Annotated in this window: 18 protein-coding genes; 7 read left to right on the top strand and 11 right to left on the bottom strand. The window is 61.8% G+C overall.

The window, feature by feature from the left end:
- Positions 1-67 precede the first annotated feature (67 nt).
- The 3 genes from yidC to rpmH all read right to left on the bottom strand — a co-directional run bounded on the left by yidC (position 68) and on the right by rpmH (position 2,387).
- On the bottom strand, positions 68-1,732 hold the full coding sequence (gene yidC, locus QD280_RS08005; RefSeq protein ID WP_043331659.1) for a membrane protein insertase YidC: 1,665 nt from the start codon (positions 1,730-1,732) through the stop codon (positions 68-70).
- 119 nt (positions 1,733-1,851) lie between these two features.
- The gene (gene rnpA / locus QD280_RS08000; RefSeq protein ID WP_052384306.1) at positions 1,852-2,241 is read right to left on the bottom strand and encodes a ribonuclease P protein component; all 390 of its coding nucleotides are present in this window, start codon (positions 2,239-2,241) and stop codon (positions 1,852-1,854) included.
- 11 nt (positions 2,242-2,252) lie between these two features.
- Positions 2,253-2,387 carry a 50S ribosomal protein L34 gene (gene rpmH / locus QD280_RS07995; protein ID WP_043331656.1) on the bottom strand — a complete coding sequence of 45 codons (135 nt, stop codon included), beginning with the start codon at positions 2,385-2,387 and terminating at the stop codon, positions 2,253-2,255.
- Positions 2,388-3,273: 886 nt separating this feature from the next.
- Between rpmH and dnaA the strand changes: the two genes are divergently transcribed.
- From dnaA to gyrB, 4 genes are all read left to right on the top strand, one after another.
- Positions 3,274-4,761 carry a chromosomal replication initiator protein DnaA gene (gene dnaA, locus QD280_RS07990; RefSeq protein ID WP_043331654.1) on the top strand — a complete coding sequence of 496 codons (1,488 nt, stop codon included), beginning with the start codon at positions 3,274-3,276 and terminating at the stop codon, positions 4,759-4,761.
- A 145-nt stretch (positions 4,762-4,906) separates the two neighbouring features.
- Positions 4,907-6,010 (top strand): DNA polymerase III subunit beta, encoded by a 1,104-nt coding sequence (gene dnaN / locus QD280_RS07985; protein WP_043331653.1) that lies wholly within the window; start codon positions 4,907-4,909, stop codon positions 6,008-6,010.
- 176 nt (positions 6,011-6,186) lie between these two features.
- A complete protein-coding gene (gene recF / locus QD280_RS07980) occupies positions 6,187-7,272 on the top strand; it encodes a DNA replication/repair protein RecF (RefSeq protein ID WP_153636738.1) in 1,086 nt (361 codons plus the stop codon).
- A gap of 19 nt (positions 7,273-7,291) precedes the next feature.
- The gene (gene gyrB, locus QD280_RS07975) at positions 7,292-9,709 is read left to right on the top strand and encodes a DNA topoisomerase (ATP-hydrolyzing) subunit B (protein WP_043331649.1); all 2,418 of its coding nucleotides are present in this window, start codon (positions 7,292-7,294) and stop codon (positions 9,707-9,709) included.
- Positions 9,710-9,868: 159 nt separating this feature from the next.
- Here gyrB and QD280_RS07970 read toward each other — a convergent pair whose 3' ends face one another.
- The 5 genes from QD280_RS07970 to glyQ all read right to left on the bottom strand — a co-directional run bounded on the left by QD280_RS07970 (position 9,869) and on the right by glyQ (position 15,653).
- Positions 9,869-10,798, bottom strand: a complete 930-nt coding sequence (locus QD280_RS07970) for an alpha/beta fold hydrolase (protein ID WP_279838868.1) — start codon at positions 10,796-10,798, stop codon at positions 9,869-9,871.
- A gap of 170 nt (positions 10,799-10,968) precedes the next feature.
- A complete protein-coding gene (gene luxS, locus QD280_RS07965; protein ID WP_043331647.1) occupies positions 10,969-11,481 on the bottom strand; it encodes an S-ribosylhomocysteine lyase in 513 nt (170 codons plus the stop codon).
- Between the two features lie 137 nt (positions 11,482-11,618).
- Positions 11,619-12,248, bottom strand: a complete 630-nt coding sequence (gene gmhB / locus QD280_RS07960) for a D-glycero-beta-D-manno-heptose 1,7-bisphosphate 7-phosphatase (RefSeq protein WP_153634999.1) — start codon at positions 12,246-12,248, stop codon at positions 11,619-11,621.
- Between the two features lie 376 nt (positions 12,249-12,624).
- Entirely contained in the window at positions 12,625-14,694 is a 2,070-nt protein-coding gene (gene glyS / locus QD280_RS07955) for a glycine--tRNA ligase subunit beta (protein ID WP_279838866.1), read from the bottom strand.
- Between the two features lie 2 nt (positions 14,695-14,696).
- Positions 14,697-15,653 carry a glycine--tRNA ligase subunit alpha gene (glyQ, locus tag QD280_RS07950; RefSeq protein ID WP_107335756.1) on the bottom strand — a complete coding sequence of 319 codons (957 nt, stop codon included), beginning with the start codon at positions 15,651-15,653 and terminating at the stop codon, positions 14,697-14,699.
- Positions 15,654-15,822: 169 nt separating this feature from the next.
- Between glyQ and rfaD the strand changes: the two genes are divergently transcribed.
- The 3 genes from rfaD to QD280_RS07935 all read left to right on the top strand — a co-directional run bounded on the left by rfaD (position 15,823) and on the right by QD280_RS07935 (position 18,824).
- Positions 15,823-16,779: an ADP-glyceromanno-heptose 6-epimerase gene (gene rfaD, locus QD280_RS07945; protein WP_131431083.1), complete on the top strand. Its 957-nt coding sequence runs from the start codon at positions 15,823-15,825 to the stop codon at positions 16,777-16,779.
- A 117-nt stretch (positions 16,780-16,896) separates the two neighbouring features.
- The gene (gene waaF, locus QD280_RS07940; RefSeq protein WP_279838864.1) at positions 16,897-17,916 is read left to right on the top strand and encodes a lipopolysaccharide heptosyltransferase II; all 1,020 of its coding nucleotides are present in this window, start codon (positions 16,897-16,899) and stop codon (positions 17,914-17,916) included.
- The gene (locus tag QD280_RS07935; protein ID WP_279838862.1) at positions 17,913-18,824 is read left to right on the top strand and encodes a hypothetical protein; all 912 of its coding nucleotides are present in this window, start codon (positions 17,913-17,915) and stop codon (positions 18,822-18,824) included. The genes waaF and QD280_RS07935 overlap by 4 nt, the downstream gene beginning before the upstream one ends.
- 162 nt (positions 18,825-18,986) lie before the next feature.
- On the opposite strand, the gene QD280_RS07930 is transcribed toward QD280_RS07935, so the two are convergent.
- The 3 genes from QD280_RS07930 to QD280_RS07920 all read right to left on the bottom strand — a co-directional run bounded on the left by QD280_RS07930 (position 18,987) and on the right by QD280_RS07920 (position 23,047).
- Positions 18,987-20,120, bottom strand: coding sequence for a glycosyltransferase family 4 protein (locus QD280_RS07930; protein ID WP_279838861.1), 1,134 nt, complete (start codon positions 20,118-20,120; stop codon positions 18,987-18,989).
- A gap of 2 nt (positions 20,121-20,122) precedes the next feature.
- Positions 20,123-20,968, bottom strand: a complete 846-nt coding sequence (locus tag QD280_RS07925) for a glycosyltransferase family 2 protein (RefSeq protein WP_279838860.1) — start codon at positions 20,966-20,968, stop codon at positions 20,123-20,125.
- 72 nt (positions 20,969-21,040) lie between these two features.
- Positions 21,041-23,047: a DUF3413 domain-containing protein gene (locus QD280_RS07920; RefSeq protein WP_279838859.1), complete on the bottom strand. Its 2,007-nt coding sequence runs from the start codon at positions 23,045-23,047 to the stop codon at positions 21,041-21,043.
- Positions 23,048-23,164: the final 117 nt, after the last annotated feature.

The following is a 23,164-nucleotide window of genomic DNA, read 5'->3' as shown; positions in this document are numbered from 1 at the left end:
TGAAACGCCACGACCCCCGCCGAGGCGAGGGTCGTGGGTGAGTCATGTCAGGCGAACCTGAAAGGCATCATGCGCCTTTCTTGGTTGGCTCGGCATTCTCGATCTGACGGGTGATGACGTACTGCTGAGCGATCGACAGCGTGTTGTTGACGATCCAGTACAGCACCAGACCTGCCGGGAACCACAGGAAGAAGAAGGTGAAGACGATCGGCAGCATCTTCATGATCTTCGCCTGGGTGGGGTCCGGAGGCGTCGGGTTCAGCTGCTGCTGGATGAACATCGTCAGGCCCATGATGATCGGCAGGATGAACAGCGGGTCCTTCACTGACAGATCCTGGATCCACAGCATGAACGGCGCGTGGCGCAGTTCGACGGATTCCATCAGCATCCAGTACAGGGCGATGAAGACCGGCATCTGGATCACGATCGGCAGACAGCCCCCCAGCGGATTGATCTTCTCCGTCTGGTAGAACTTCATCATCTCCTGGGAGACCTTCTGGCGGTCGCTGCCGTACTTCTCCTTGATGCGCTGCATCTCGGGGCCCATCTTGCGCATCTTGGCCATCGAGCGGTACGCGGTCGCGGACAGCGGGAACAGTACGACCTTGACCAGAACGGTCAGCAGGATGATGGAGGCACCCCAGTTGCCGACCAGCGCGTGGATGTGCTCCAGCAGCCAGAACAGCGGGTTGGCCAGGAACCACAGCCAGCCGAAGTCGACGACCAGCTCCAGGTAGGGAGCGGTCGCTTCCAGCTGGTCCTGATCCTTCGGGCCGACGAACAGGGTCGCGCCGAGCTCAGCCTGCTGACCCGCGGCGATCTGGGTCGTCGGGCTCGCGAAGGCGGCGACATTGCGGTTCTGCTTGTCGACGTTGGCGTAGTAGAGGTTCTTCTGGTTGTCAGCCGGCACCCAGGCAGACACGAAGTAATGCTGGATCATGGACACCCAGCCACCCTGGACGTCGACATTCTTGAAGCTGCCGTCCTGGATGTCTTCGAAATCGACCTTCTGGTAGTGGTTCTCTTCAGAAGAGAACGCCGCACCCAGATAGGACTTCATGCCCATGCCGCCACCGGAGGTCGGGTCCGCGCTGTTGTCACGGGCCAGCTGACCGATGAAGCGAGCATTGACCGGCTGCTGGGACTGGTTGTCCAGCAGGTAGTCGACCTTGATCTGGTAGCTGTCCTGGCTGACGGTGAAGCGCTTGATGACCGCAACACCATTGATGTCGGCCTTCAGGTCCACTTGCAGGCTGTCGTCACCCTCGGCAAGGGTGTAGCTGTTGCTGTCGGCAGAGAAGGCGATACGGCCCTTGTGGCCATCCAGCTGCAGGCCGGACTTGGCCACGTAGCTGCGTGACTGATTGTCGGACAGCAGCACGAAGGGCGACTCGGAAGCGTTGTTCTGCTTGTGCTCGAGCAGCGCTGCATAGACCACGTCACCGCCCTGCGGATCGATACGCAGGTCCAGCACGTCAGTCTTGACTTCAATCAGGTTGTTGCTCGGGGTGCTTGCTGCGCTATCCGGCGTGGAGAGGCCGGTATCGCCATTGGCAGTCGTGCTGCTGCTTGGGGCTTCAAGGCCTTGCGCAGTGGCATTGGCGGCCTGAGAGGCAACCTGGGGAGCCTGTGTTTCCGCAGCCGGCTGGTCGTAGTCCTTGTTCCACTGGACCACCATCAGATAGGCGACAACCGCAAGCGGAATCACGAGGAGTAATCGTTTGACGTCCATGGTGTATACCCGTTGGAGGGTGAATCAATCTGGCGGGGAGTCAGATGAGTCCGGTCACGAACGGTAGGGCGTATAACGAAAAAAACGCCACATGCCGGACGCACCGGGCAGGTGTCGCGTCAGGCAGGTGGCGTTGACTTGGCCGCTTTCTGGCGTCTGGCGTCCTTCTCCAGACGAGCCCACATGCCGTCCAGCTGGCGATGCAGAGTCTCGTTGTCCAGCTCGGTCACGCCTCGCTTGGCCAGTACGACAATGTCGACGGCCGGAAGGCGCTGCTGGCGGAGGCGAATGGATTCGCGCGTCAGACGTTTGAGGCGGTTGCGATCTACGGCACGGCGCACGTTCTTCTTGCTGAACACCAACCCCAGGCGGGCATGTCCCAGGTCATTCGGACACGCCAGGGCCAGAAGCCCCTTGCCGTGTACCTTGAGGGTGGTGTGATCGAAGACGTGCCGGTAATCCCCGGCAGTCAGCAAGCGAAGCTGCCGGGGAAATCCCTGACGGGACATCCGGGCCTCGATCAGGCGCTCAGACGCTTACGGCCTTTCGCACGACGACGCTGGATGACCTCACGGCCACCTTTGGTCGCCATACGAGCACGGAAACCGTGTGTGCGCTTGCGCTTCAGGACGCTCGGCTGAAATGTGCGTTTCATAGCTGCTTCTTCCCACGTGGTTGTTTGGAAAAGGTCAACGAATGTTGCCCTGTATCCACATGAGGACAGGGCAGATTGGTCAGGGGCAGGGATTCTAGTGAATCTGCAAGTGGCTTGCAATGTCGCGTTGGAAGTTGTCCACAGCCCGTTCGCGGCATTTGACGACAGATATCGTCTACGCCGCCCGCCATATGGCGCTTCGTGTCTCACGCGGATCACGCGCAAGACAGGCCTTCGGGCACAAAAAAATTCGATTTGGCGTCCTTGAGCCTACAGGCACCGCTCGCCAGGCAAGCGATCAGCGCTTTTTCAGCGCTCAGTGGGGCTGAGTGATTGGCATCGCCCGCCATGGCCGATGCACGGGAAGGCGCAAGTCCTGTGTCGGTCGTGAGCCTCAAGGACTCGCGTTTCTGACGAGCGGTTGTGCACTCCCGTCCCTGACGTGTCAGGCGCGCCGAAAAGTCGCAGTGGATAACCCGGGATTCTGTCGACGCGATCACAGCCCCTCACACCTCGTGTGATTCGAAGATCGCGGGGCTGCTGTCATTACTACAGAGAAGTAGTTCTGAATAACCAATAACTATTAAGGAAGGCAGTTGCTGTGGATAACCTGTTTTTTCCTATCTTGCTCAATTGCATGTCGATAGGACAGCTCTGGCGATAAGTGGTGAGTAACCTGCGTTCAGCCTGTGCATGGCCATGTGCATAACTGTCGTCTTGTCCACAGTCGAAATCTTGTGCGCGGATGCTCCCCAGCCTGTCCCGATGCGGATACTTGAAGAATACCGATGTTGTCCACAGTGCTTTTTGCGGCAGATGTCGTGTGGATAACTCGTGGCTTGGCCTATACAATGGCCGCCCCTTCGACAACTGGATGTGAGGTCGCGTGTCGCTCGCACTTTGGCAACAATGTCTTGACGCCCTGCAAGACGAGCTGAATTCACAGCAGTTCAATACCTGGGTTCGCCCCCTGCAGGCTGAGGAAGGCGACAGCGGAGAGCTGTGCCTGCTCGCCCCCAACCGCTTCGTGCGTGATTGGGTCAATGACAAGTACCTCAAACGAATTCACGAGCTGCTGCGTGAGCTGGCACCGGGCAAGCCGCCCAAGGTCGAGCTGAGCGTCGGTAGCCGCCGGACCGTCTCGAACCCGCGTCCGGAAGGCGCGGCTGCGTCGCCGGTATCTGCCCAGGCGCAAGCGCCGGGCCAGATGCCGAGCCCGCGTGCCCCTTCCGTGCATACGCCACCGCGGGGCAATTTCGCGGAAGAGCGTGAGATGGCCGGCGATGGCGCCCGGGAACAGGCACCGCGTCGCAACACGCGTCAGGTGCAGGTAGAAGGTAGCCTCAAGCATTCCAGTGGCCTGAATCCGAACTTCACCTTCGAAACCTTTGTCGAAGGCAAGTCCAACCAGCTGGCCCGCGCGGCCTCGCGTCAGGTCTCCGAGAATCCCGGCGGCGCCTACAACCCGCTGTTCCTGTATGGCGGCGTGGGTCTGGGCAAGACCCACCTGATGCACGCGGTGGGCAATCATCTGGCCAAGCAGGGCGGCGAGAATGCCAAGGTGGTCTACCTGCATTCCGAGCGCTTCGTGGCGGACATGGTCAAGGCGCTGCAGCTCAACGCCATCAATGACTTCAAGCGTTTCTACCGTTCGGTGGATGCGCTGCTGATCGATGACATCCAGTTCTTCGCTGGCAAGGAGCGCTCCCAGGAGGAGTTCTTCCACACCTTCAATGCGTTGCTCGAGGGTGGTCAGCAGATGATCCTGACCTCGGACCGCTATCCGAAGGAGATCAATGGGGTCGAGGAGCGTCTCAAGTCACGCTTCGGCTGGGGGCTGACCGTCGCCATCGAGCCGCCGGAGCTCGAGACGCGCGTCGCGATCCTGATGAAGAAGGCCGATCAGGCCAAGGTCGATCTGCCTCACGATGCCGCCTTCTTCATCGCGCAGAAGATCCGCTCCAACGTGCGCGAGCTGGAAGGGGCCTTGAAGAAGGTCATCGCCGACTCCCACTTCATGGGCCGCGCGATCAATCAGGACTTCATCCGTGAATCCCTGAAGGACCTGCTGGCACTGCAGGACAAGCAGGTGGGTGTGGACAATATCCAGCGCACCGTGGCCGAGTACTACAAGATCAAGATTTCCGATCTTCACTCCAAGCGCCGCTCGCGCTCCGTCGCCCGCCCGCGTCAGGTCGCGATGGCGCTCGCCAAGGAGCTGACCAACCACAGCCTGCCGGAAATCGGCGATGCCTTCGGTGGGCGAGACCACACTACGGTGCTGCATGCCTGTCGCAAGGTGGCCTCGCTGCGTGAAGAGAACGCCGATATCCGCGAGGACTACAAGAATCTGCTGCGTCTGTTGACCAGCTGATCGAATTGCAGCGGCAGGTCGGGTTGGCGACAATCACGCTATCGGCCTGCTGTGCTCCGGGCTTGCCTGTCGCGGCCCCGAATTTCTTTTGCGTGCGCGCTGCCTGTCAGCGAGCATTGCCCCGTTTCCAGAGAGTGGAGTCTCCATGAAATTTGCCATTTCGCGTGAAGCCCTGCTGCGCCCGCTGTCCCTGGTGGCGGGTGTCGTCGAGCGTCGCCAGACACTGCCGGTGCTGTCCAATGTGCTGCTTGAAGTGTCCGATCAGCAGCTGTCGCTGACCGGGACTGACCTTGAGGTCGAGCTGATCGGGCGCGTCGAGCCCAGCCGTGTCGATGAGCCGGGTTCCGCGACGGTGCCGGCGCGCAAGCTGATGGATATCTGCAAGTCACTGCCCGAAGGCAGCGAGATCATTCTCGCGCTGGAAGAAGGGCGTGCCATTCTGCGCAGCGGTCGTTCACGCTTCACCCTGTCGACCTTGCCGGTGGCCGAGTTCCCGAACATCGATGATGGCCAGGGCGATATCACCGTCAGTCTGCCGCGCGGCACCCTCAAGCATCTGATCGACGCGACCTCCTTCGCGATGGCGCAACAGGATGTCCGGTATTACCTCAACGGCATGCTGCTGGAACTGACCAGCAACCTGGTACGTACCGTGGCGACCGATGGTCACCGCCTGGCCGTCTGCGAGCAGGCCGCTGACATCAGCGTGCCGGAAGCGCAGAAGCTGATCATCCCGCGCAAGGGTATCCTTGAGCTGACACGCCTGCTCGACGGCAGCAATGAGCTGATGACGTTGACGGTCAGCGGGACGCACGTGCGTGCCCAGACCGGCGACTTCACCTTCACCTCCAAGCTGGTGGACGGCAAGTTCCCGGATTACGAGCGCGTTGTCCCGCGTGGCGGTGACAAGGTCATCGTGGCCGAGCGTGCCGAGCTGCGTCAGGTACTGTCGCGCACCGCGATCCTCTCCAACGAGAAGTACCGTGGCGTGCGTCTCTATCTGGAGGCCGGCAACCTGCGTGTGCTGGCCAACAACCCCGAGCAGGAAGAGGCCGAAGAGAATATTGCCCTTGATTATCAAGGGGCTGGCCTCGAGATCGGCTTCAACGTCGGTTACCTGATCGATGTGCTGGGAGTGCTGGATGCCGATCGCGTACAGCTGACGCTTTCCGATGCCAACAGCTCAGCGCTGCTGGAAGAGCCGGGTGGCGGCGATGCGCGTTACGTAGTGATGCCGATGCGTCTGTAATATCGTAATTGCTATTTAAATCAGCATCTTGAATCGTAATTGTGGCGCAATTGACGCGCGCAATCGCAGAATGAGCCTCGACAACACCCGCCATTTTCACTCCTGAATGGCGGGTGTTGTCGTATTTGAGCCCCGAAGGCGGCCATGGCTCTTTCTCTCTATCGAATGAGGCCGTCATGGCGCTTGAACGACTCCAATTCCAGAATCTGCGCAACCTGGCGACAGTCGATATGGCGCCGGGAAAAGGGGTGAATCTGGTCAGTGGTGCCAATGGCAGTGGCAAGTCGAGTCTGCTGGAAGGTATCCATGTGCTGGGGCTGGCGCGCTCTTTCCGCACGCACAAGCTCAAGCATGCCATTGCGCATGACACGGCGGGAATGACGCTGTTTGGCCGCCTGGCAGGCGATCCGCCGCGCCCCCTGGGGGTAAGGCGCGATCAGGCCGCAGATGGGCTGGAGATGCGGCTGGATGGCGAGAAGGTCGAGCGAGTCGCCCAGCTGGCTCAGGCCTTGCCGTTGCAGCTGATCAACCCTGATGCCTTCCGGTTGCTGGAGGGTTCACCCTCTGCCCGACGTGAGTTCCTCGATTGGGGAGTGTTTCACGTGAAACACGACTTCTTCGACGTCTGGCGCCGCGTGCGTCGGGCGCTCAAACATCGGAACGCACTGCTCAGGCATGGTAAGATGGACGTTCAGGCACTTAACGTCTGGGATCGAGAGTTTGCTCACTGGAGCGAGCGTCTTGATGCCCTGCGCATGGAATATATGCAGGCGCTGGCGCCTCTGTTTCAAGCCACGCTTGCCGAGCTGATTGATTTACCCGAGCTGACTCTGCGCTATCAGCGCGGTTGGGATGCCAAGCGCCCTCTGGGCGACGTGCTGGCAGCAGGGCGCGACAGTGATAGCCATATGGGCTTTACCCAGACTGGCCCACAACGCGCCGACTTGCGTATTCGCCTGGGGCGACGCCCTGCAGTCGAGGTGTTGTCCCGCGGCCAGCAGAAGCTGGTGGTCAGCGCTCTCAAGCTGGCTCAGGGTCGCTTGCTCGAAGAAATGAACGGACGTACCTGTGTCTACCTGATCGACGATCTGCCGGCGGAACTGGATGGCGAGCATCGCCGTCTGTTCTGCCAGCTGTTGGCAGGCCTCGAGTGCCAGGTCTTCGTGACCTGCGTCGAACCCGAAACATTGGATCGGGTATGGTTGCCGAACACTGATGTCAGGATGTTTCACGTGGAACACGGGCGACTGCACACGGAATGATTTCACGACGGAGAAGCCAATGAGCGAACAGGCTTACGACTCATCAAGCATCAAGGTCCTCAAGGGCCTGGATGCCGTACGCAAGCGCCCCGGCATGTATATCGGTGATACCGATGACGGCACGGGGCTGCATCATATGGTGTTCGAGCTGGTGGATAACTCCATCGACGAGGCGCTGGCCGGTCACTGTAGCGAAGTCCGGGTCGTTATTCATGCCGACGAGTCAGTTTCCGTCAGCGACAACGGTCGTGGTGTGCCGACCGAGATCCATGAAGAGGAAGGCGTCAGCGCAGCGGAAGTCATCATGACCGTGCTGCACGCAGGCGGTAAGTTCGATGACAACTCCTACAAGGTCTCCGGCGGTCTGCACGGTGTGGGTGTCTCGGTCGTCAACGCGCTATCCGAAGAGCTCAAGCTGACCATCTGGCGTCAGGGCAATGTCCACGAGCAGATCTATCGCCATGGCGAGCCGCAGTCGCCGCTGGGCATCGTGGGCCAGACCGAGAAGACCGGTACCCTGGTGCGCTTCAAGCCTTCCCCGCTGACCTTTGCCAATATCGAATTCCACTACGAGATTCTGGCCAAGCGTCTGCGCGAGCTGTCCTTCCTGAACTCCGGTGTCGCCATCCGTCTGATTGACGAGCGCAGCGGCAAGGAAGAGCTGTTCCATTACGAAGGTGGCCTCAAGGCGTTTGTTGACCATATCAACACCAACAAGGCGCCCTTGAATCCGGTGTTCCATTTCGAGATGGAGCGCGAGGATGGCATTGCCGTCGAAGTGGCGATGCAGTGGAATGAAGGCTTCGCCGAGAATATCTTCTGCTACACCAACAATATTCCTCAGCGCGATGGCGGGACGCACCTGGCCGGCTTCCGTGCGGCACTGACGCGTACGCTCAATAGCTATATTGAGGCGGAAGGTCTGCTCAAGAAATCCAAGGTCGGTACGACCGGGGACGATGCCCGTGAAGGTCTGACCGCGATCATCTCGGTCAAGGTACCGGACCCGAAGTTCTCCTCGCAGACCAAGGACAAGTTGGTCTCTTCCGAGGTCAAGACAGCCGTCGAGCAGGAAATGGGCCGTCTGTTCTCCGAGTATCTGATCGAGAAGCCCAACGAAGCCAAGGGCATCGTCAACAAGATGCTGGATGCAGCGCGGGCGCGTGAAGCCGCACGCAAGGCGCGTGATATGACGCGTCGCAAGGGCGCCCTGGATATCGCAGGTCTGCCGGGCAAGCTGGCTGACTGTCAGGAGAAGGACCCTAGCCTCTCCGAACTGTACCTGGTCGAGGGTGATTCCGCTGGTGGCTCTGCCAAGCAGGGGCGTGATCGTCGTACCCAGGCGATCCTGCCGCTGAAGGGCAAGATCCTCAACGTCGAGAAGGCGCGCTTCGACAAGATGCTGTCGTCTGCCGAGGTTGGCACGCTGATCACCGCGCTGGGTTGCGGTATCGGTCGTGAAGAGTTCAACCCCGACAAGCTGCGCTATCACTCCGTCATCATCATGACGGATGCCGACGTCGATGGTTCGCACATCCGTACGCTGCTGCTGACCTTCTTCTTCCGTCAGATGCCGGAGCTGATCGAGCGCGGTCATATCTTCATTGCCCAGCCGCCGCTCTACAAGATCAAGCGTGGCAAGCATGAGCAGTATCTGAAGGACGAGCAGGCGCTGCAGGACTATCTGACCGCCACGGCGCTGGACGGCGGCAAGCTGCACGTCAACGCCGATGCCCCTGGTATCGCCGGCGCTCAGCTGGAAGCACTGGTCAACCAGTATCGTGGCGTGATGAAGCGCATCGATCGTCTGGCGCGTGTCTATCCGTCTGCCGTGCTGCGCAAGATCGTGCACGCTCCGCATCTGGATGAGGCCGCACTCGCGGACCAGTCTCAGGTGCAAGGCTGGATCGACGGTCTCCAGAAGGAAATGGATGACCTGATTGCCTACGAGGGTGGCCCGCACTACAGCTTCACTCTCAGCCACGACGGCGAGCGCAATCTCTATCTGCCGGCGGTGACGCTGACGGCACATGGTGTCAGCAGCGATTACCTGTGGGATGTCGACTTCTTCAAGTCCGCCGACTACCGCGAGATGAGTGAGCTGGGCAACATGCTGGAAGGCCTGCTGGAAGTTGGCAGCTACGTCTCGCGCGGTGAGCGCAAGAAGGAAGTCGTCACCTTCTACGAAGCCCTCGACTGGCTGATGAAGGAAGCGGCACGTGGCTTCAGCATCCAGCGCTACAAGGGGCTGGGTGAGATGAACCCGGATCAGCTGTGGGAAACCACCATGGATCCGGAGTCCCGTCGCATGCTGCGTGTGACCGTCGAGGATGCGATCGGTGCCGATCAGATGTTCAACACCCTGATGGGTGACGAAGTCGAACCGCGCCGTGACTTCATCGAGCGCTTCGCGCTGGTGGCCAACCTCGACGTCTGACGGTGTTGAGCTAGCGCTTGGCGGATGTCTTGCCAAGCCGGGCCAGAAAAACGGCCCCTGATCTTCGATCAGGGGCCGTTTTTGCATGTGCGTGTTGCCGCAATCAGGGGCAAGGATAACAGCGAGGAGTAGGGCTCGGTCACGGCCGAGGGTGTCGTCTCAGCCGGTGCGTTGCTCGGCCAGCCAGGCGGTGATTCGCTCTGCCGTGATGGAGGACGTCGCAAGCCCCAGGTGATCAATTGTCTCGAGGACTTCCACCTGCGCCGCGGGGTGGTGGGGTTGCAGACATTGAGCAAGGCGCTCGGCATGAAACGCCTCGTCATGCTCGCCGATCAGCGCCAGCACTGGCAGCTGATGATGGGCGAGCGCCTTGAGGTCACTTTGATAGTCGCGAGGATTGAGGCCCGTCATCAAGCGCCACGAGTAGGCGTCGGTGGTATGTGCATCGCGGTACTCTGGCGGGATATTGAAGCCAAGGACCTCAATATGATCCAGGCGATGGATGCCGAGCCGATTCAGCAGCGCGCAGGCCAGCATTCGCGCGATACGCGGCTGCGCCCAGCGCGAATCACGGCGCATGTTGGGCGCGAGATGATGCAGGTACGGTGCCAGCAGTATGACGCCGTGCAGCGGAATGTTGGCAAGCTGGCGCTGGCAGACAGCGGCCGAGAAGCGCAGTGCCAGGCCGCCTCCGGCAGAGTGGCCAGCGACAATGACTCTGGCATCGGCTGGTATCTCGAGCGACAGGATCAGGTCCTCGAGATCTTCCTCGAGCTGAAGCAGGTGGTCGATGTCGCCACGTCGCTGCGGGGCTGGGCCGTGGCCGCGCAAGTCCGGCGTATGCACGTGATGACCAGCTTCAGCCAGGCGCGTTGCCAGCGATGCGAGATAACGGCTGTCAGCGCTGGAGCCATGCAGCAGGATGAGGTGTGAGTGGCTCCCTGACATGCCTGCTGCGGGATAATGGCGACAGCCCAGGCTGCTGTCATCGCGGCAGCGGTAGGGGACGAGTTCATTCGGCGCTGACCACGCTTCCTTGTCTGCCAGGAAGGTCGTGAAATCAAAGGCATGGCTGCTGGAATCTGGCATTGGCTACACTCGCTTGGATGTCACGTCATGAAAAAAGCCCGCTATCTGATCCGGTCAGATAGCGGGCTTTTTCGTTCAAGTGCTCGGCGCACTCGACAGGCTGATCAAGCACCGTGCCTCAAGGCTCGATGTCTCAAGGCTCGATGTCTCAAGGCTTGCTGCCTCAAGACTCAGTGCGCCTGATTGAGGAAGCCTTCATCCAGCTTCAGCTCGTCATTGCGGTTGACGCCGATATCGCGAGACAGGATGTTGCTGGCGATCTGCTTGGCTTCTTCCAGAGAGTGCATCTGTGCGGTGCCGCACTGATAGACGTTGAGCTCCGGAATCTCTTCCTGACGCGCCACGTTGAGCACGTCCTGCATGGCAGCAGACCAGGCTGCGGCAACGCGAGCTTCTTCCGGTTCACCGATCAGGCTCATGTAGAAGCCGGTACGGCAACCCATCGGTGAGATATCGATGATCTCGACGTCATCACCGTTGAGGTGCTCGCGCATGAAGCCGGCGAACAGGTGCTCGAGGGTGTGAATGCCTTTCTCGGAGAGAATCTCTTCATTCGGCACGCAGAAGCGCAGGTCGAAGACGGTGATGTTGTCGCCTTTCGGGGTGCCCATCTTCTTGGCCACGCGCACGGCAGGCGCCTTCATGATGGTGTGATCGACAGTGAAGCTATCCAGCAGTGGCATGTGAAGCCTCCAGCATGAGGAAGTGAGACAGGCAGGCAGTCGCCCGCCCGGATTCATGTCTGAAGGGTAGCATATCGCCGCTACTGATTAGAGAGGCAAGCGCGCCGTGCGCAGGGTTATCAGAGGGTAGGCATGCCTCACAGATAGCTTTCGGCAGCGGCTTCACAGCTCACGCAGCGGCGCTGGGACTTTCCCGGCTCACCATCCGACATGGGGTGGTTGAGCTCACCATCGAGCAGGCGGTTGGTGAAGTCGGCCAGGTTGGCCACTACCAGCACGTCCTTGAGCCCCTCGCCATCTGCCAGCGTCTTCTGGCCCTTGCCGGTCATCACCAGCGCGGCGCGACAGCCGGCCTTCTGGCCCGCGATGAGGTCACGCAGGCTGTCGCCCAGCATCCAGGCCCCTTCGAAGTCGGGAATCTGCAGGGCATCCTGGATCTGGTGGAGCAGACCGGGTTCCGGCTTGCGGCAATCGCAGCCGTCGTCCGGGCCATGCGGGCAGTAGGCAATGTGAGCGATATCGCCACCGGCTTCCTTCACCAACTGCATCATCTTGGTGTGCATCTGGTCGAGTTCGCGGTGGCCGAAATGGCCACGGGCGATGCCGGACTGATTGGTCGCCACGGCCACGGTATAGCCAGCGCGGGTCAGACGGGCAATGGCCTGGATGGAAGTGGGGTATTCGATCCACTCCTCGGCGTTCTTGACGAAGGCATCGGAGTCTTCATTGATGACACCATCACGGTCGAGCACGATCAGTTTTTGCATGGTCAACTCTTCACTTCAGGGCAGTCAGGGGCGTCAGCCGGGCTGCTTGTCAGGGGTCGCCGCTTTGCCTGGAAAATTGTGAGCCGAGTCACAAGATGACGCTCGCACGTGGGGATGGGCAAATGGCGCCGAGTGGTCGAAGTGCGTGGTGCGACAGGCTGCCGCGCTTTTCGAACACTGTTTCTATACTGGAATACTAGTGCGACCTAGGTAGGGGATCAAGGCAGAAATTGTGACATCGCTGCCGTGTTGCGTGAAATCCTGTCACGCAACACGGCATTTCGGGACCCCGGATGCAAAAGAACCCCGCCGTGGCGGGGTTCTTTTGCAGAGACTGCGAGTTACCGATGTCAGGGACAGCGTGGATCGGCAGTTCTTATTGGGTCAGCAGACTGATGTCGGCCACACCCATGAACAGGCCTTGCAGACTGGCCAGCATCGCCAGACGATTGGCGCGCACGGCGGCATCGTCGGCGTTGACCATCACCTGATCGAAGAAGGCATCGACCGGCTCGCGCAGGCTGGCCAGTGCATCGAGGGCCTCCTGGTAGCGCGCCGCGGCGAACAGCGGTGCCACTTCCGCGCCACGTGCCGTCAGGGCGTCTACCAGTGCCTGCTCGGCCGGCTCGCTCAACAGGCTCGCATCCACCTCGGTGCGACCATCGTGCTCGGCCTTGGCGAGGATGTTGGAGACGCGCTTGTTGGCTGCAGCCAGAGCAGCAGCCTCCGGGCGTTCGCCGAAGGCGTGCACGGCACGCAGACGACGTGCGAAGTCCAGCGGATTGCTGATCTTCAGGGTACGCACGGCCAGGTACAGTTCGGCACCCATGCCTTCATCGCTGGCCCAGGCGCGGAAGCGATCGAGCATGTACTCGAGCACGTCCTCGACCAGTCCTTCGGCCTTGGGCAGATCACGATGCTGCTCGGCGCTGACGGTCAGCAGCTCGCGCAGGTCGAGGTCCAGCTCACCCTTGATCAGGATGTTGAGCACCCCGATGGTGGCGCGACGCAGCGCGAACGGGTCCTTGGCGCCGGTTGGACGCTGACCGATGCCGAAGATGCCGGTCAGGGTGTCGAGACGGTCGGCAAGGGCAATCGCCATGCCGGCCTTGGTCGTGGGGATCGCATCACCGGCGAAGCGCGGCAGATACTGCTCTTCCAGCGCGAGAGCGACGGTGGCATCTTCGCCATCGTGACGGGCGTAGTAGTGGCCCATGATGCCCTGCAGCTCCGGGAACTCCAGCACCATCTCGGTGACCAGGTCGGTCTTGGCCAGCTGTGCGGCACGTGCGGCGTGGTCGACATCGGCACCGATGCGTTCCGCGATGTGGCGTGCCACGGCTTCGCTGCGACGGGCCTTCTCGGCCATGCTGCCCAGCTTCTGCTGGAAGACGACGCTCTCGAGCTTCTCGCGACGCGATTCCAGCGTGCTGCGCAGGTCGGTCTCGTAGAAGAAGGCGGCATCGCCCAGACGCGGACGAATCACCTTCTCGTTACCGGAGATGACCTGTTGCGGGTCCTTGCTCTCGATATTGGAGATGGTGATGAAGGCCGGCTTGAGCTTGCCATCGTTGTCCAGCAGGTGGAAGTACTTCTGGTTGGCCTTCATGGAGGAGATCAGACACTCCGCCGGCACTTCCAGGAAGCGCTCGTCGAAGGTGCCCGTCAGCGCCACCGGCCATTCCACGAGGCCGTTGACCTCGTTGAGCAGGGCTTCCTCGATGACGGCGTTGGCACCATAGACTTCCGCTTCGGCCTGGACCTGTTCGCGGATACGCTCACGACGCACCTCACGGTTGGCCAGCACGCGGGCATCTTCCAGCGCGTCGAGGTAGTCCTCGGCGTGCGCCAGCGTGATGGCCTGCGGCGCATGGAAGCGGTGGCCGAAGGTGGTGCGACCGGAGTCGAGGCCGAGCACGCTGGCCTCGATCACTTCGCTGCCGTAGAGCGCGACCAGCCAATGCACCGGACGCGAGAACTCGATGCGTGAGGCACCCCAGCGCATGTTCTTCGGTACCGGCAGGCGAGCCACGACCTGCTCCAGCATGGTCGGCAGCAGGGCGGAGAGATGCTCGCCCGGCTGGGTGTGACGATAGCCGAGCCAGGTGCCCTTGTCGGTTTCCAGCTCGATCAGGTCACTGACTTCGACGCCGCAGGAGCGGGCGAAGCCCTGCACCGCACGGGTCGGTTCGCCATCCTTGAAGGCGGCGGCCTTGGCCGGTCCGCGCTTCTCGATCTCGCGGTCCGGCTGGCGCTCGGCCAGGGATTCGATCATCACCGCCAGACGACGCGGTGTGGCGTAGGCACGTACCTGACCGAAGGCGACTTCGGCGTCGCGCAGACCATCGGCGAGGCCGTTGGCGAGGCTGTCAGCGAGTGCGTCGATGGCGCCCGGCGGCAGTTCTTCGCAGCCCAGTTCGATCAGCAGGGTATTCACGGAGGCCATGCTTACGCGTCTCCCTCGGTAGTGGTGTCATCGGCGGCGAGCAGCTCATCACGCAGCGCCTGCGGGGCCAGCGGGAAGCCAGCGGCCTTGCGCGAATCGTAATAGGCGTGGGCCACATCACGGGCGAGAGTGCGCACGCGCAGGATGTAGCGCTGACGCTCGGTGACGGAGATGGCGTGACGCGCATCCAGCAGGTTGAAGGTATGTGATGCCTTCAGGACCTGCTCGTAGGCCGGCAGCGGCAGGTTGGCGGTCAGCAGCTTCTGGCACTCGCTCTCGCAGTGATCGAAGGCAGCGAACAGCTCCGGCACGGCAGCGTGCTCGAAGTTGTAGGCCGACTGCTCCTTCTCGTTCTGCAGGAAGACGTCGCCATAGGTCACGACGGAGCCGTCCGGCGCGGTGGTCCAGATCAGGTCGTAGACGCTGTCCACGTCCTGCAGGTACATCGCGATGCGCTCGAGGCCGTAGGTCAGCTCGCCGGTGACCGGGAAGCATTCGATGCCACCTGCCTGCTGGAAGTAGGTGAACTGGGTCACTTCCATGCCGTTGAGCCACATTTCCCAGCCGAGGCCCCAGGCGCCCAGCGTCGGAGATTCCCAGTTGTCCTCGACGAAACGAATGTCGTGGACCAGCGGGTCGATGCCCAGACGCTCCAGCGAGCCCAGATAGAGCTCCTGCAGGTTGGCCGGTGACGGCTTCATCACCACCTGGAACTGATAATAGTGCTGCAGGCGATTGGGGTTTTCGCCGTAGCGGCCGTCGGTGGGACGGCGGGAAGGCTGCACGTAGGCAGCGTTCCAGGTTTCAGGACCGATGGAGCGCAGGAAGGTCGCCGGGTGGAAAGTCCCCGCGCCAACCTCCATATCCAATGGTTGCAGGATGATGCAACCCTGTTCGGCCCAGTATTGCTGCAGGGCCAGAATCAGGCCCTGGAAGGTTTTCACGTCTGGCTGTGTCATTGGTGAAGCCCGTTGGCCCATGAATTCGAGAACTGCCGAGTATACAATCCCCGCTTATCGGGTTATAGGCCGCAGACGAAACCGAGTGCGTGCCATTTCCAAATTCTGATGTGTCGCGTTACTGAACGCGCGCGTTGCCTACAAGCCTCTAGAGGCTCTGGGAGCTCAAATGATCGTCGTTACCGGAGGCGCCGGTTTCATCGGTGCCAATATCGTCAAGGCACTCAATGACCGCGGCCGTACCGATATCCTGGTGGTGGATGACCTGAGTGACGGCACCAAGTTCGTCAATCTGGCGGACCTGACCATCGCCGATTACCTCGACAAGGACGACTTCCTGATTCGCGTCCAGTCGAGCCTGATGGGCGAGTATGCCGAGTTGCCGAAGATCGAGGCGATCTTCCACGAAGGCGCCTGCTCCGACACCACCGAGTGGGACGGCCAGTTCATGCTCGAGAACAACTTCGAGTACTCCAAGGTGCTGCTCAACTTCTGCGAAGCGAACCGGATTCCCTTCCTCTACGCGAGCTCCGCGGCGACCTACGGCGACAGCCAGGTCTTCAAGGAAACGCCGGAGTTCGAAGGTCCGCTCAACGTCTACGGCTACTCCAAGCTGCTGTTCGATCAGCACGTGCGCCAGCGCTGGGACAGCCTGACCACCCAGGTCGTCGGCTTCCGCTATTTCAATGTCTACGGCCCGCGTGAGCAGCACAAGGGCAAGATGGCCAGCGTTGCCTATCACCATCACACCCAGGTGAAGGCGGGCGAGAATCCCAAGCTGTTCGGCGCCTACGATGGCTACGATGCCGGCATGCAGAGCCGTGACTTCGTCTATGTCGGTGATGTGGTCGACGTGAACCTGTGGTTCCTCGATCACCCGGAAGCCTCCGGCATCTTCAATCTGGGTACCGGTCGCGCCGAGCCGTTCAAGGCGATCGCCGAGACCGTCATCGAGTACTACGAGAAGGGCGAGATCGAGTACATCGACTTCCCGGAAAACCTCAAGGGCCGCTACCAGAGCTTCACGCGTGCCGATATCGGCAAGCTGCGCAAGGCCGGCTGCAACGTCGAATTCAAGACCGTTGCCCAAGGCACGCGCGCCTATCTCGAATGGCTGAATCGCTGAGTCCGAGCACGTGTGGACTGAGCGTGTGTGGATTGAGGGTGAGCGCCTGCCTCGCAAGGGCGATGGGGCAGGGCAAGCGCACCCGCAAGGAGGATTGGCCGTGAAGAGGAGCAAGGCATGAGTGAGCGCATTCTGGTGGTCGGGCCCAGCTGGGTCGGCGACATGGTGATGGCGCAGAGCCTGTTCATGACGCTGAAGCAGCGCTCGCCCGGCTGCCGGATCAGTGTGCTGGCGCCCGCCTGGTCGCAGCCGATCATCGAGCGCATGCCTGAGGTCGAGGAGGCACTGGCGTTGCCGGCGGGGCATGGTGACTTCGCCCTCAAGGCGCGCTGGCAGCTCGGGCGTTCGCTGCGTGGGCGCTTCGACCGCGCCATCGTGTTGCCGCGCTCGTGGAAGGCAGCGCTGGTGCCGTTCTTCGCGCGCATTCCGGTGCGCGTCGGCTTCACCGGCGAGCAGCGCTACGGCCTGCTCACCGAGTGCCGCAAGCTCGACAAGTCGGTGCTCGATCAGACCGTCAAGCGCTTCACGTCGCTGGGCCTGCCCGTTGAGGAGGCCAATCCGCCGGCGGGCATCCCGGAGCCCGCTCTGGTCACTGACAGCGCCAATCAGCTGCGCTTGCGCGGCGAGTTGGGACTGGTGGCGCCGCCGGCGCCCATCATCGGCATGATGCCCGGGGCGGAATATGGCCCGGCCAAGCAGTGGCCGCTGGCGCACTTTCGCGCGCTTGCCGGGTCATTGACTCGCCAGGGGGCCGAGGTGCGCATCTTCGGTGGCCCCAAGGATGTCGCGGCGGGGGAGGAGATCGCCCAAGGGCTTGCGGGCGTTCACAACCTGTGTGGCAAGACGCGGCTGGCGGATGCGGTGGACCTGATCGCCGAGTGTCGGGAAGTGGTCAGCAATGACTCCGGCCTGATGCATGTGGCGGCCGCGGTAGGAGCCCGTATCCAGGGCATCTACGGTTCCTCGTCGCCGCATTACACGCCGCCGCTGACGGCCAATCGCGAAATCCACTGGCTGGCGCTGGAGTGCTCACCCTGCTTCAAGCGCGTCTGCCCGCTGGGGCATACCAATTGCCTGAATCATATTGCTCCCGAGCGACTGTTGACGGCGATCTCGCTGGATGAGGATGCGCGGTGAACCTGCCGAGAAACCGTACGACGGATGATCTGATCCACCCGCGCATGCGCGGGGCCATGCAGCGTGCTCAGCGGATCGAGGCGCTGCGTGCCTGGTGCGAGCACCACCTGATACTGCCGTTCAGTCGTTGCTGGTTGATGCGCTGGAAGCGCCAGCGTGCACGCCACCAGTCCCTTGAACGCCGTGGCCTGCCGCGTCATGCGCTGGAAGACGTGATGGGGCAGGAGGCGTTGACGGTCTGGGTCAATCCGCGTGAGCTGGTGCGCGACGTCAATTTCGGGCGTGACAAGCGCAACCGGCCTTCCTCCAACGCCTTCATCTGGGATGGCGACTGGGACCTGCGGCGCGGCGCCTTCCGCTTCGGTTCACGCTCGCGGCTGATGCGGGACCTGATCGAGCATGGCGATGACCTGACAGTGACGGAGCGCTATCAGCACTTGAAGGCCTTGCTGGAAGCGGGTAAGCCGTGGTCGTCGCCGCGTGATGGACTGTTGATGGATAGCGAAGAGCAGATTCTCGGCTATCTGCGCTGTTATCGCGGTTATCTGCAGGACATGGCCAGCAATGGCTTTCGTCAGGGGGTCACCAAGGACGAGATGGGTGTCGCGGTGACGCGTGAGGGGCGCCTGCTCAAGATCAACCGTGGCCTGCATCGTCTGGCCATGGCGCAACAGGTCGGTGTGCCCAGCGTGCCTGTCGTCATCAAGGCGGTACATCGTGAGTTCTGGGACAGAGTGACCGCTGGTGCCGAAGGCGATGAGGCCTTGCAGCGGCTGCAGACTGCGCTGCGTGAGTGTCGCCCCGAAAGCGAACCAGGCCCGCTGGATCCCCGGACATATCCCGTGTTGGGTGTGGACGAAAACTGGCCGGATCTGCGCGGCCTGGAGGACGTTGATTCGCGCGCCTGAGTTGCTGACCTGCTGTTTGGAAAAACGAAAAAAGCCCTGTTTCATTGTGATGTTTCACATGAAACAGGGCTTTTTTCGTTCTTTAGCCGAGCGATAGGTACCTGGACGATAGGTGCTTGTGGGCCAGGTACTGGGGCGATAAGCGTCCGAGAGGAAAGCGGTCTAGCGTGCCAGCCGCTGATAAAGCCCCAGATAGGCCTCGCCCATGGCGCTGGGAGTGAAGCGTGCCAGATGCGCACGTGCCCCCGCGACCAGCCGCTCCCGACGTGGTGCATCAGCGACGAGTGCCACGATGGCGGCAGCCAGTGCCTGGGCATCGTCGGTGGGTACCAGCACGCCGGTGCTGTCGTCATGCACGATATCGGGGATGCCATCCACATCGCTTGCGATGATCGGGACGCCGTGATCCATCACGTCGAGCAGAATCGAGCCGAGACCCTCGTTGCGCGACGGGAAGGCGAACAGATCGAAGGCTTCCAGATAGTCGCCGACATTGGTGTGGAAGCCTTCCCAGACCAGATTGTCGAGATCGCCACTTTCCGCCTTGAAGGCCGCTTCGTCCTCGCCGGCGCCCAGGCAGACGAACAGCAGCTGCGGGTGGCTGTCACGCAGCCTGCGGGCCACCTCGATCAGCACTCGCTGGCCCTTGTGGCGGTCCACCAGGGCGCCGACATGCCCTATGACAACACGATCTCCTGCGGGCGTATTGCCGAAGCGCTGGCGGAGCTCGGCCACGGCTTGCTTGTCGCTGGGCAGATGGGCGAGGGTGCTGGGAATCAACGCCGTCTCACCCCATTGGCGCTCCCGCAGGTGAGATTCGATCACCGACGAAATCGCCACCCGGCAGGCGGCCGCGCGATAGGTCAGGCGATTGAACGGCTTGTCCTTCACCGGCTGGGGCACCCGGCGTGTCAGCAGGTAGGGCGTGCCGGTGAGGCGCTGATGCAGCCATGCCCAGTGCACGGCCTTGGCTTCGTGAGCATGCACGATATCGGCGCGGGGCTGGCCGAGATGGCCCTTGAAGCGTCCGCTGATCTCGATCACGTCCACCGTGGCGGCAAGCTCGAGCGCCGCCAGTTCGCTGATCAAGGGCGAGCCCCGCAGGCACACCAGTGACTGGCGGATCGGCGCGCCGGCTTCGCCGTTCTCCCCCGGGCTTGCGCGTCGCGCCAGGTCCGCGATCAGGTTGAGCGTCTGGCGCTCACCGCCGCGAAAGCCGCGTGCCAGATTGACATGGCGTACGTGAAGCGGGCGCGTCACACCTCGCGCGGCAGTCGGCTCACAGCTAGAGGTCATGGTCACCATACCTTGTTGAAATCTTCGGCCTCACGCACCTTGGCGTCGCGCTGGAATTCCAGCAGCTTGGCGTATTTCAGGTAGGCATTGACGCTGGCCGACAGCGCCACCGAGAAGCCATCGACGCCATCACGGAAGCCGGCCTGGAAGACGAACTTGCGCATAAAGGCATTGCTGGCATGCAGGAAGGGAGTGAAGGCGTTGGCGCGTTTTCCCTTCTGATACATGATCTTGGCGGCACGGTTCGAGAAACGGCCACTGGCCTTGACGAACAGTTCACCGAGATTGGCGAAGCTGTAATGCTCGAGATCGGCGTCCAGCTCGCAGGGGTGGTTGGCCTGCACCGAGCTGTGCTGACGCGAATCGCGGAAGGCGAGTTTCTCGCGGTCATACAGGCGCAGGCAGTAATCGGGGTACCAGCCGGCATGTCGCACCCAGCGCGAGCCGATGAAGTTGCGACGGCGCAGCGCGAAGCCATCGTGGGGCGTGCTGTCGAGTGCCAGTTCCCGGATGGCGCTGACGGCGCCATCGGTCAGGCGCTCATCGGCGTCCAGTGACAGCACCCAGCGGTGGCTGGCATGGCTCGGCCCGACATTCTTCTGCGGCCCGTCGCCCAGGTAGGGTTGATCGATCACCACGGCGCCCATGTTGCGCGCCAGCTCGCAGGTGGCATCGGTGGAGCCGGAATCGACCACGATCAGCTCATCGCAGACCTGGGCCAGCGAGCGCAGGCAGTCCTCGATGTTGTGGGCTTCATTGAGGGTGATGACACAGCCGGTGATGGGCACCGCGGTGCGCAGCTTGCCATCGGGTGAAGGGACGGCCGAGGCCTCGTCGCTCGTGTTCATGACGGTCTCTGTCTGAAGAGCGCCTGCAGCACGACGGGGTGGGGCAGGCGCCGATGGGACTCAGTGGCAGGCTCAGTTCGCGTAGAAGCGGCGCATGGCCTCCATCACTTTCATGACGGGGTTGGCGCCTTCGCCGAGCGCCTGCCGACGATTCATGTCGCCATCGTACACTGCATAGCCGCCGGTGCCTTCCAGTGCGTAGATGCGATCGCGCTGAATGATACCGAAGTCCTGATAGCTACCGGAGAGCACCCATTCGTTGTCGACCTCTGGTTGATGGTCGAGAGTGCGCAGCAGGTCATGGCCCATGCTGTAGTCGCTGGGGGGATTGCTGATGCCCATCACATGGCGTAGCAGTGTCGGGACGACATCATAATGCGCGGTGACGGGAGGCAAGGGCAGCTGGCTTCCATAGTGACCGGCAGGAATGCCGGGGCCGCGCAGAATCAGCGGTACCTGGGTCTGGTAGCGAGTGAAGTTGCCATTGTGTCCCCAGAAATTCTTGCCGCTGTCATTGAACTCCTGAGCATGATCACCGGTGACGACCAGCACCGTATTGTCCCACTCGCCGTGTTCTTTCAGGTCCTGAATCACACGCGCCAATTGCCTATCCAGATGATACAGCGAGTTCAGATACAGGTTGCGCACAGGCGTCGGGTCGGTGTCGGGACCCAGTGTCAGATAGTCCATGCCGGTGGCGCTGGGCTGGAAGGGAGTACTGGCACCTCTGGGTAGCGAGTATCCATGCGGAGCATCGTAGAACAGCACGCCCAGCCACGGTTTCAGCGCATGAGCGCCCTGCTGCAGCGCTGTCTGGCGGCGCTGGGCCTGCCAGGCGAGCCAGTCGGTCGTCATCACGCGGTCCCGCATGGCGGGACTGTCGCCCAGTGTGCGCAAGCGCAGATCTGGCACTTTCGGGAAGAGGCTGCGGTCCAGGCCGACACCATTGAAGCTTGCCGAGGAGAATAGCCCCAGCGGCCACTGGCGCTGCAGCGCCTGATTGACCAGCACGCTGCCCAGGCCGTCATTCTCCATCGGGGTGACGTAATTGGCGGTCAGGCCGGATAGCAGGCTGAAGAAGCCGGTGCGGGTGCTGTTGCCACCGGAGATGTGATCCGGGAAGTGCAGACCATCCGCCAGGGCAGCGTGCAAGTGGGGCATCGCCTCGGCAGTGAAGCTATCGGCGCGCCAGGAGTCGATCACCAGAAACAGGATGTTGGCAGGCTGGCCGTCGCCACCTCTGCTGGTGATGACATCGTCATCCTGTTTAAGCGGTACGGCAGGATAGGCCAGCGAACCCGCCCCGAAATTCTGGATATGCACCTTGGCCGCTTCTGCAGTCCGGGCATCCAGCCACCCGTGGTCTTCCATGAAGTCGCGCGCTGTGGCGGGGAACAGCAGCGGGAAGGCGGGCGCTTCGCGTGTCACCTGCAGGTTGTGATGGGCATCTGACACGATGTGCTGGATGTGGCTCGCCAGCAGCATGAGGAACAGCAAGGCATGCAGCTTGCCTGTCGGCAAACGGTGAGCGCGCTTGACTGCCGCAGGCCCACTCAGTCGATAAGCCAGCCCGCAGCAGAGCGCGATCAAGCCGAGCAGGGTGCAGGCACCCAGTAACCAGGTCGTGGCATCGAACTCGAAGATTTCACCGTTGCTGTCATTGAGGAACATCGACAGCATGAAGCCATTGAGATGGAAGCGGTACTGGGCATAGACGAGGCTGTCGATGATCAGTGCGCTCAATGCACTGCCGGCCAGAATGCCCGCAGGGAGCCACAGCCAGCGGCGAGCGCTGCGCGCGGGCAATATCATGCCGAGCAGGCCAACTGGCAGCCACAGTAGTTGGGCAAGCAGTCCGTAGTGACCCAGCCAGGTGGTGGCCAGGTAGGCCCAACCGCTCAGGCTGGCGGCACTTACTCCTTGCGGGAATGGGGTAAAGGGCAGATAGCGGGTCGCGACCAGCCAGATCAACACCAGGATGGCGAGAGAGAAGGTGGCGCTGTCGCGAAGATAGCGTCGGCGGCTGTCACGAGGTCGGGCGTTGGCGGGCGCAGGCGAGTCAGGGGTCTTTGCTGTCATCGGTCATATCCGGCGGATAGGAATAAGCGCGATAACCCATCAAGCGTGGGGAGCGGCAAGATAGTTATCATGCATAATATATTGTTAGCATGATATCTTGTTTTGCGCGCCAGATGA

Origin of the sequence: Cobetia sp. 1AS1 (assembly GCF_029846435.1) — a bacterium.
GTDB lineage: Bacteria > Pseudomonadota > Gammaproteobacteria > Pseudomonadales > Halomonadaceae > Cobetia > Cobetia amphilecti.
This window is presented reverse-complemented; position numbering and strand designations above follow the sequence as displayed.

Excerpts from the sequence above, each read along its gene's own strand:
- rnpA (WP_052384306.1), bottom strand. The coding sequence starts at position 2,241 with ATGTCCCGTCAGGGATTTCCCCGGCAGCTTCGCTTGCTGACTGCCGGG.
- rfaD (WP_131431083.1), top strand. The coding sequence starts at position 15,823 with ATGATCGTCGTTACCGGAGGCGCCGGTTTCATCGGTGCCAATATCGTC.
- glyS (WP_279838866.1), bottom strand. The coding sequence starts at position 14,694 with ATGGCCTCCGTGAATACCCTGCTGATCGAACTGGGCTGCGAAGAACTG.
- dnaN (WP_043331653.1), top strand. The coding sequence starts at position 4,907 with ATGAAATTTGCCATTTCGCGTGAAGCCCTGCTGCGCCCGCTGTCCCTG.
- QD280_RS07970 (WP_279838868.1), bottom strand. The coding sequence starts at position 10,798 with ATGCCAGATTCCAGCAGCCATGCCTTTGATTTCACGACCTTCCTGGCA.
- luxS (WP_043331647.1), bottom strand. The coding sequence starts at position 11,481 with ATGCCACTGCTGGATAGCTTCACTGTCGATCACACCATCATGAAGGCG.
- gmhB (WP_153634999.1), bottom strand. The coding sequence starts at position 12,248 with ATGCAAAAACTGATCGTGCTCGACCGTGATGGTGTCATCAATGAAGAC.
- QD280_RS07930 (WP_279838861.1), bottom strand. The coding sequence starts at position 20,120 with ATGACCTCTAGCTGTGAGCCGACTGCCGCGCGAGGTGTGACGCGCCCG.
- QD280_RS07920 (WP_279838859.1), bottom strand. The coding sequence starts at position 23,047 with ATGACAGCAAAGACCCCTGACTCGCCTGCGCCCGCCAACGCCCGACCT.
- rpmH (WP_043331656.1), bottom strand. The coding sequence starts at position 2,387 with ATGAAACGCACATTTCAGCCGAGCGTCCTGAAGCGCAAGCGCACACAC.
- yidC (WP_043331659.1), bottom strand. The coding sequence starts at position 1,732 with ATGGACGTCAAACGATTACTCCTCGTGATTCCGCTTGCGGTTGTCGCC.
- gyrB (WP_043331649.1), top strand. The coding sequence starts at position 7,292 with ATGAGCGAACAGGCTTACGACTCATCAAGCATCAAGGTCCTCAAGGGC.
- recF (WP_153636738.1), top strand. The coding sequence starts at position 6,187 with ATGGCGCTTGAACGACTCCAATTCCAGAATCTGCGCAACCTGGCGACA.
- QD280_RS07925 (WP_279838860.1), bottom strand. The coding sequence starts at position 20,968 with ATGAACACGAGCGACGAGGCCTCGGCCGTCCCTTCACCCGATGGCAAG.
- glyQ (WP_107335756.1), bottom strand. The coding sequence starts at position 15,653 with ATGACACAGCCAGACGTGAAAACCTTCCAGGGCCTGATTCTGGCCCTG.
- waaF (WP_279838864.1), top strand. The coding sequence starts at position 16,897 with ATGAGTGAGCGCATTCTGGTGGTCGGGCCCAGCTGGGTCGGCGACATG.